Raw genomic sequence first — 5,871 nt, forward strand, 5'->3', positions numbered from 1 at the left:
CCCACGACCAGTGCGAGTATCCCGAACCTCGCGCACACCAGACCCATGACCTGCAACTTCACGATGCACACCGCTCAATGGAGGCCGACCCCGCTCCGGTGAGGTGCCACACGTGCTAGCTAGACCGGTTGCGCATCACCATCCGCCTCGCGGAGCGGTATCTCACCGGGGCGCGTCCCGCTCGCCAGCGACGCATCCCTATGTCCGATCAGGTCCGCAGCACCGTCGCCGACGCGATCCGGCATCTGGGAGCGACGACCGGGGACTCGGTGGCGACCGTCCCTGCCCGCGGCGCCGCCTGTGCCCGGTCGCCTCGGCGCACCAACTCTTCCGCCCCGCCGAGCGATTCGGCGGGGCGGAAGTCTCACGGCCCGGGAGAGCCAGGTGCTGTGGCGTGTGCCGGGCGGGCGCTGTCTTGGCCCTTGTAGGAGAGCGCGGGAGTTACGGGAAGGTGGGGAACGTCGGCGGCTTCGCCGTGCTCGGTACGTAGTCGAAGTTGGGCGTAAGCGTGCCGAAGAGGCTGCCGACGCGCGGGGCCGTGGCTCCGATGCCCGTCGAGAAGAGGTTTGCGGCTTCCTGGGTGAAGTAGAACGGGACCTTCTTGAGGCGGAATCCCGTGGGGCTCGGGCGGGCGCCGGCCATGACCTCGCTGTAGGTGGACTCGGCGATCACCACTTCCTCACGGAGCGGCTTGCCGTCGATCGACACGCCCGCGGAGTAAGCGGGCGTCGGCATGACGCGGATGAACGTGGACTTCAGGGTGATCGTTTTGCCGGATGGGGCGTGGTGGAACTTGATGCCGCCGGGGTAGAAGATGCGGCCCTTGGAGTCGAGGCCGTCACCGGCCGTTGAACCGATGGGCATGCTGAAGCCGCGGCCGTCGGCGTCCTTCACGAACGGGCTGATGGCCTCCCAGGTGATGCCCTCGCGCTCCATCCAGGCGAGGGTCTCGTCACTCACCGCAGCCTGGGCGTCCCCCCAGGGGGAGATGTAGGCGCCCGGCAGCGGCTCGACGGCGGCTGCCGTCCTGGTGGTGCTGTCCGGCTGCTGGGCGGCCGCTCCGGATGAGGTCATGCCGAGCGGTACGGAGAGCGCGGCCACGGCGGCCAGGACGGTGAGGCGACGGAGGGCGTGCATACGCATGGAGCGCTTCCAGTCTGTGAGGGGTGTGGGAAGGCGTCGGTGTTCATCCCCAGAGGGCCCAAGAGAGCTGGCGAGAGCCAGAGTTCGGCGTCGGGGGACGACGTAGTCGAAGATCGACTACGTGATGAGTATGTCCATCGATGCGTTGCTTTGCGACCACGTCGGCCGCTCGTTAGGCCATCCGGGGGAAAAGAGTCACGCGACGAGTGGCGTGCGACGAGGAACAGTCACTCCAAGATCACATGCGCTGTTGGCTGCTGCGACTCCCCCCATCCACAGCCCTGGAGACACGCGTGCCGGGATCCCCCAGAACCTCCGAAACCAACTCACTGTCCCGTCGGCGGCTCGCTGTCCTCGCCGCCACCACTGCCGCGCTCACCGCGGCGGCCCTGTCCGGGCAGTTCATGGGCACCAGCGAGGCCGGCGGGCACATCGACGCCCCCTCGACCGTGCTCGACTCCCCGACGGACCTGACCGACGTGTACGCCTTCACCAGCCCGGACAACACGGACATGGTCACGCTCATCGCTAACGTCCGCCCCTTCCAAGTGCCCGGTACCGCGGCCAACGCGCTGGTCGACTTCCCGTTCGCGACCGGCGCGAGGTACGAGATCCACACGGACGCCGACGGCGACGGGGCGCCCGACACCACCTACCGCTGGACCTTCCGGGACGAGGACCGCCGACCGTTCGGAACAGGGCCGAAGGTCGGCCCCCTGCCGGTGAACTCGCTCGACGACCCGTCACTTCGGGTACGCCAGAAGTACACCCTGGAGAAGGTCACGGCGGGCGGCGCCGTCCAGACGCTACTGAAGGACGCGATCGCCTCCCCCACCCACACCGGTCGGACCCTGATGCCCGACTACGGCAAGCTGCGGAAGCAGGCGATCCGCCAGCTCCCCGGCGGCGGCCAGACCGTGGCCACGCAGGCGGCGGAATCGTTCAAGGTCGACACACAAGTCTTTGGCCTGTACACGGTCGGCACCCGCGGCCCCGTACCGGGATGGCTGCCCGATGCCCAGCCCCTGTCGGCGCTGAACGTGAACAGCCTGGTCCTGCAGGTGCCCAAGAGCGTGGTCGCCCTGAACGGGGACCCGAAGCGCAACCCGGTCGTCGGCGTGTGGGCGTCCGTCTCCCGCCAGGGCGCGAACCTGAAGCGCAGTCTCTCGGAGCAGGCCCCCACCTTCCGGCAGGTCTCCCGGCACGGCACCCCGCACGTCGCGTTCGCGCTGTTCGGCTCCACCATCGGGCTGGCCAAGCCGGGCGGGCCCGAGGACCGGTACCAGGCCCGGGTACCGAAGGACGACCACCTGGAGAGCGACTTCCTGGCCGCCGCCCTCGACCCCGCACCGCCGCACCGGATCGAGAAGGCACAGGGCCGTAAAGCACCGGCGGCCCCGCGCCACGATATCCAAGCCCTGTTCATGAAGGGCATCGGCAAGGACAACGGAGCCGCCTTCGGCTTCGACCTCAACACCCACACCATGAACGCCGACGCCGACCCCAAGCGCATCGTGCTCGCCGAACAGCTGCGTCTGAACCTCCAAACCCCCGTCACCGCCAGCCCGAAGGCGCACGGTGTCCTCGACGGGGATCTCCAGGGATTCCCGAACGGGCGGCGACTGAACGACAACATCGACGGGCCGCTGATCCGGATGCTGGAGGGCGAGCCCGCAGGGCCGTCCGCTGCGGGACTGCTCCCGCAGCCGGTCGTCAGCCTGGAGCCCGCCGACGCCCAGACCGTCTTCCCGTACCTCAACCTCCCGCACGCGGGCCCGTGAGGCGTCTGATCACCGCCGCGAGCGCGGCGGTGGCCGTGGCCGGGTGCGTGGCCGGACTTCTGTATCTTGGTCCTGACACCTCCCGGCCGCGGGCCACCGCCACCCCCGCAGGTGCCCACAGCGCGGGCATCAGCCCTGTCGACGTTGCCCGCAAGGCGACAGAGGCATACCCCGACGACCCGGCCGCCTGGGCCGGCCTGGCGCGCGCCGAGATCGAACGGGCCCGCACCACCCTCGACGCGGGCCGGCTCAACGTCGCCGACAGGGCGCTGCGCCGCTCCCTCGCCCTCGACGGCACGGACAACTACGGGGCCGTGACGGGTCAGGGGTTGCTCGCCAACGCCCGGCACAAGTTCGCGAAGGGGCGCGAGTACGGGCTGCGCGCCACCCGGATGGCACCCGACCGGCCGGACGGGTACGCCGTACTGGCGGACGCCGAGATCCAGCTCGGGAACTATCCGCAGGCGCGGGCAGCCGTACAGCGGATGCTCGACATCGCCCCGGCCACAGCCGCCTACAGCAGAGCCGCATACGACCTGGAGACCAGTGGCAGGCCCGAGGACGCGGCCATCGCGCTCCAGCGTGCCGTGGACAGTGCGGTCACACAGGACGAACGGGGCTTCGCCGAGGCCCGCCTGGGCGACCTGGCCTGGTCCCAGGGCAAGGTGGACCAGGCGGAACGGCACTACCGGCGCGCCCTGGCCGCCGTGCCGGACCATCCGTACGGGCAGGCCGGAATCGCCCGGGTGGCCGCCGCACGCGGGCACACCGGTAAGGCACTTGAGCTGTACGCGCGGCTCGTCGAACGCACCCCGTTGCCACAGTTCCTGCTGGAGACACTGGAGCTTCGACACGCGACCGGGGATTCCCGCCAGGGGAGCGAGAGGGCCGTCTTGTCGACGCAGGTACAGATGGTCCGAGCGGGCGGCGGCCCGGTCGACCCGCACCTCATCCTCTACGCAGCTGATCACGGCGACCCGAAGGTCGCAGTGGAGCTCGCGCGCAGGGAGTGGAAGCACGCCCGGAGCGTCATCGTCGCCGATGCACTCGGGTGGGCGCTGCACCGCGCGGGACAGAACACCGAGGCCCTCACCTACGCACGCCGGGCAGCCGCGACCGGCTGGAAGAACGCGCTGTTCCGCTACCACCGGGGCGCGATCGAGCAGGCACTGGCGATGCCCGAAGGATCCCGTCATCTGAGCGAGGCCGTCGCCTTGAACCCGCATCTCTCCCTTTACCACCCCGACGCAGATCGGTAGTCGATGAAGTTTCCATGCCGTGCGGCGGCCGTCGCGGCACCCTTGCTGGTGCTGGTGCTGGTCGGCCTGACCGGCCTACCGACGGCCCACGCCCATCCGCTGGGCAACTTCAGCGTCAACCACTACGACGGCCTGCGCTTGTCGCACGACCGAATCGAGAACACCGCCGTCGTCGACAGTGCGGAGATTCCCACCGCGCAGGACGAACAAGCCACCGACACCGACCGCGACGGAACGATCTCACCTGCGGAAGCCGCGGACCGGGCAGCCGAGCGGTGCGCCCGACTCGCCGGCCGCACCAGACTTTCGGTGGGCGGCGAGCCAATCGCCTGGAAGGTGGGCCGCTCCACCCTGACGTACGGGAAAGGGGCCGCGGGAGTTCCCGTCGCCCGGCTGACATGCACCCTGCGGGCTGATGCCGATCTCTCCCGGCCCGCCGATGTCTCCTTCGTCTCGGGGGCGGATGTGACACGCACCGGTTGGAAGGAGATCACCGCCGTGCCGGGCGACCGCGTACGGCTGGCCGAGTCGTCGGTTCCCGCGAAGAGTCCGAGCGATGTGCTGCGCCACTACCCGCGGGACGGGGACGAAGAGCCGCTCAATGTGGCCAAGGCGAGGCTGCGTACGGAGCCGGGGGTGGGCGGGGCCGCTCCCGGTGCCCTGGGGCCGGTGAAACCGGACGAAGTACCAGCGACTCAGGCTGTGGACCGCGGCACCGTGCTCTTTCCGGCGCTGGAGCATCGCCTCACCGGCCTGACCGCGGGCCGTGACCTCACTGTGCCGGTAGGTCTCCTCGCCGTCCTGCTGACCATGCTCCTGGGCGCGGGCCACGCGGCACTGCCCGGGCACGCCAAACTCGCCGTTGCCGCCTGCCTGGCCCGCCGGGAAGGCGGCGTCCGAGCCGCTCTCGCGGTCGGTACGACGGTCACGGCCACCCACACCGCCGGGGTCCTGGCCATGGGCCTGATCCTTACCGCGGGCGGCGGATTCGTCGGGGAGCAACTACTGGCACGGCTCGGGGCGATCAGCGGTACGGTGATCGCGGTACTCGGGATGGTGCTGGCCGTGACGGCGGTACGGGCCCTGCGGACGGGACGCCCGCCGACGCACTGGCACCACGGACACAGCCATGGGCACGCACACAGCGAGATGCGGGAACACACTCACGCGCACGGTCACCGTCATGACCACCCCCACGGTCATGAACACCACCACGCGACCGGCCCCTCACACAGCCACGGCGACCACGCCCACCAGACCGACTCCCGCCAGGGGAAGAGGCCGCGCCGCACCGGCCTTCCCGCGCTCCTCGGCGTAGGACTAGCGGCTGGTCTCGTGCCCAGCCCATCGGCCCTCGTCGTCCTGCTGGGCGCCATCGCACTGAGCCGGACATATTTCGGCGTCCTGCTCGTCGTCGGCTACGGCCTCGGCATGGCCCTCACCCTGACCGCCGCCGGCCTCCTGCTCTCCAGCGGCGGAAGCAGGCTCGCCGCTCTGAGCGAACGCCGCCTGCCATCCCTGCGCCGCTACACCCGCTACGCGACCGTCCTCACGGCTCTCGCCGTCCTCACCGTAGGCATCAGCCTCACGTTGCGAAGCCTTCTCACCCTCTGAGCGGTGTGCATCGTGAAGTTGCAGGTCATGGGTCTGGTGTGCGCGAGGTTCGGGATACTCGCACTGGTCGTGGG

4 protein-coding genes are annotated in these 5,871 nt (G+C 70.1%); 3 read left to right on the forward strand and 1 reads right to left on the reverse strand.

Going from position 1 to position 5,871, the window contains the following annotated elements:
* Window positions 1–441 precede the first annotated feature (441 nt).
* The gene (locus tag NLX86_RS34095; RefSeq protein WP_254375700.1) at window positions 442–1,143 is read right to left on the reverse strand and encodes a hypothetical protein; all 702 of its coding nucleotides are present in this window, start codon (window positions 1,141–1,143) and stop codon (window positions 442–444) included.
* A gap of 293 nt (window positions 1,144–1,436) precedes the next feature.
* Here NLX86_RS34095 and NLX86_RS34100 point away from each other — a divergent pair, with 293 nt between their 5' ends.
* From NLX86_RS34100 to NLX86_RS34645, 3 genes are read left to right on the forward strand one after another with little or no spacing between them, the layout of a single operon-like run.
* Window positions 1,437–2,924: a DUF4331 domain-containing protein gene (locus NLX86_RS34100; RefSeq protein ID WP_254375701.1), complete on the forward strand. Its 1,488-nt coding sequence runs from the start codon at window positions 1,437–1,439 to the stop codon at window positions 2,922–2,924.
* Window positions 2,921–4,183, forward strand: a complete 1,263-nt coding sequence (locus NLX86_RS34105) for a tetratricopeptide repeat protein (RefSeq protein ID WP_254375702.1) — start codon at window positions 2,921–2,923, stop codon at window positions 4,181–4,183. The genes NLX86_RS34100 and NLX86_RS34105 overlap by 4 nt, the downstream gene beginning before the upstream one ends.
* Before the next feature lie 3 nt (window positions 4,184–4,186).
* The gene (locus NLX86_RS34645; RefSeq protein ID WP_302062073.1) at window positions 4,187–5,797 is read left to right on the forward strand and encodes a nickel transporter; all 1,611 of its coding nucleotides are present in this window, start codon (window positions 4,187–4,189) and stop codon (window positions 5,795–5,797) included.
* Window positions 5,798–5,871: the final 74 nt, after the last annotated feature.

This window comes from Streptomyces sp. A3M-1-3, assembly GCF_024213665.1.
Taxonomy (GTDB): domain Bacteria; phylum Actinomycetota; class Actinomycetes; order Streptomycetales; family Streptomycetaceae; genus Streptomyces.

Bases quoted from the DNA above. Each gene is read 5' to 3' on its own strand.
- NLX86_RS34095 (WP_254375700.1), bottom strand. From the start codon at position 1,143: ATGCGTATGCACGCCCTCCGTCGCCTCACCGTCCTGGCCGCCGTGGCC.
- NLX86_RS34645 (WP_302062073.1), top strand. From the start codon at position 4,187: ATGAAGTTTCCATGCCGTGCGGCGGCCGTCGCGGCACCCTTGCTGGTG.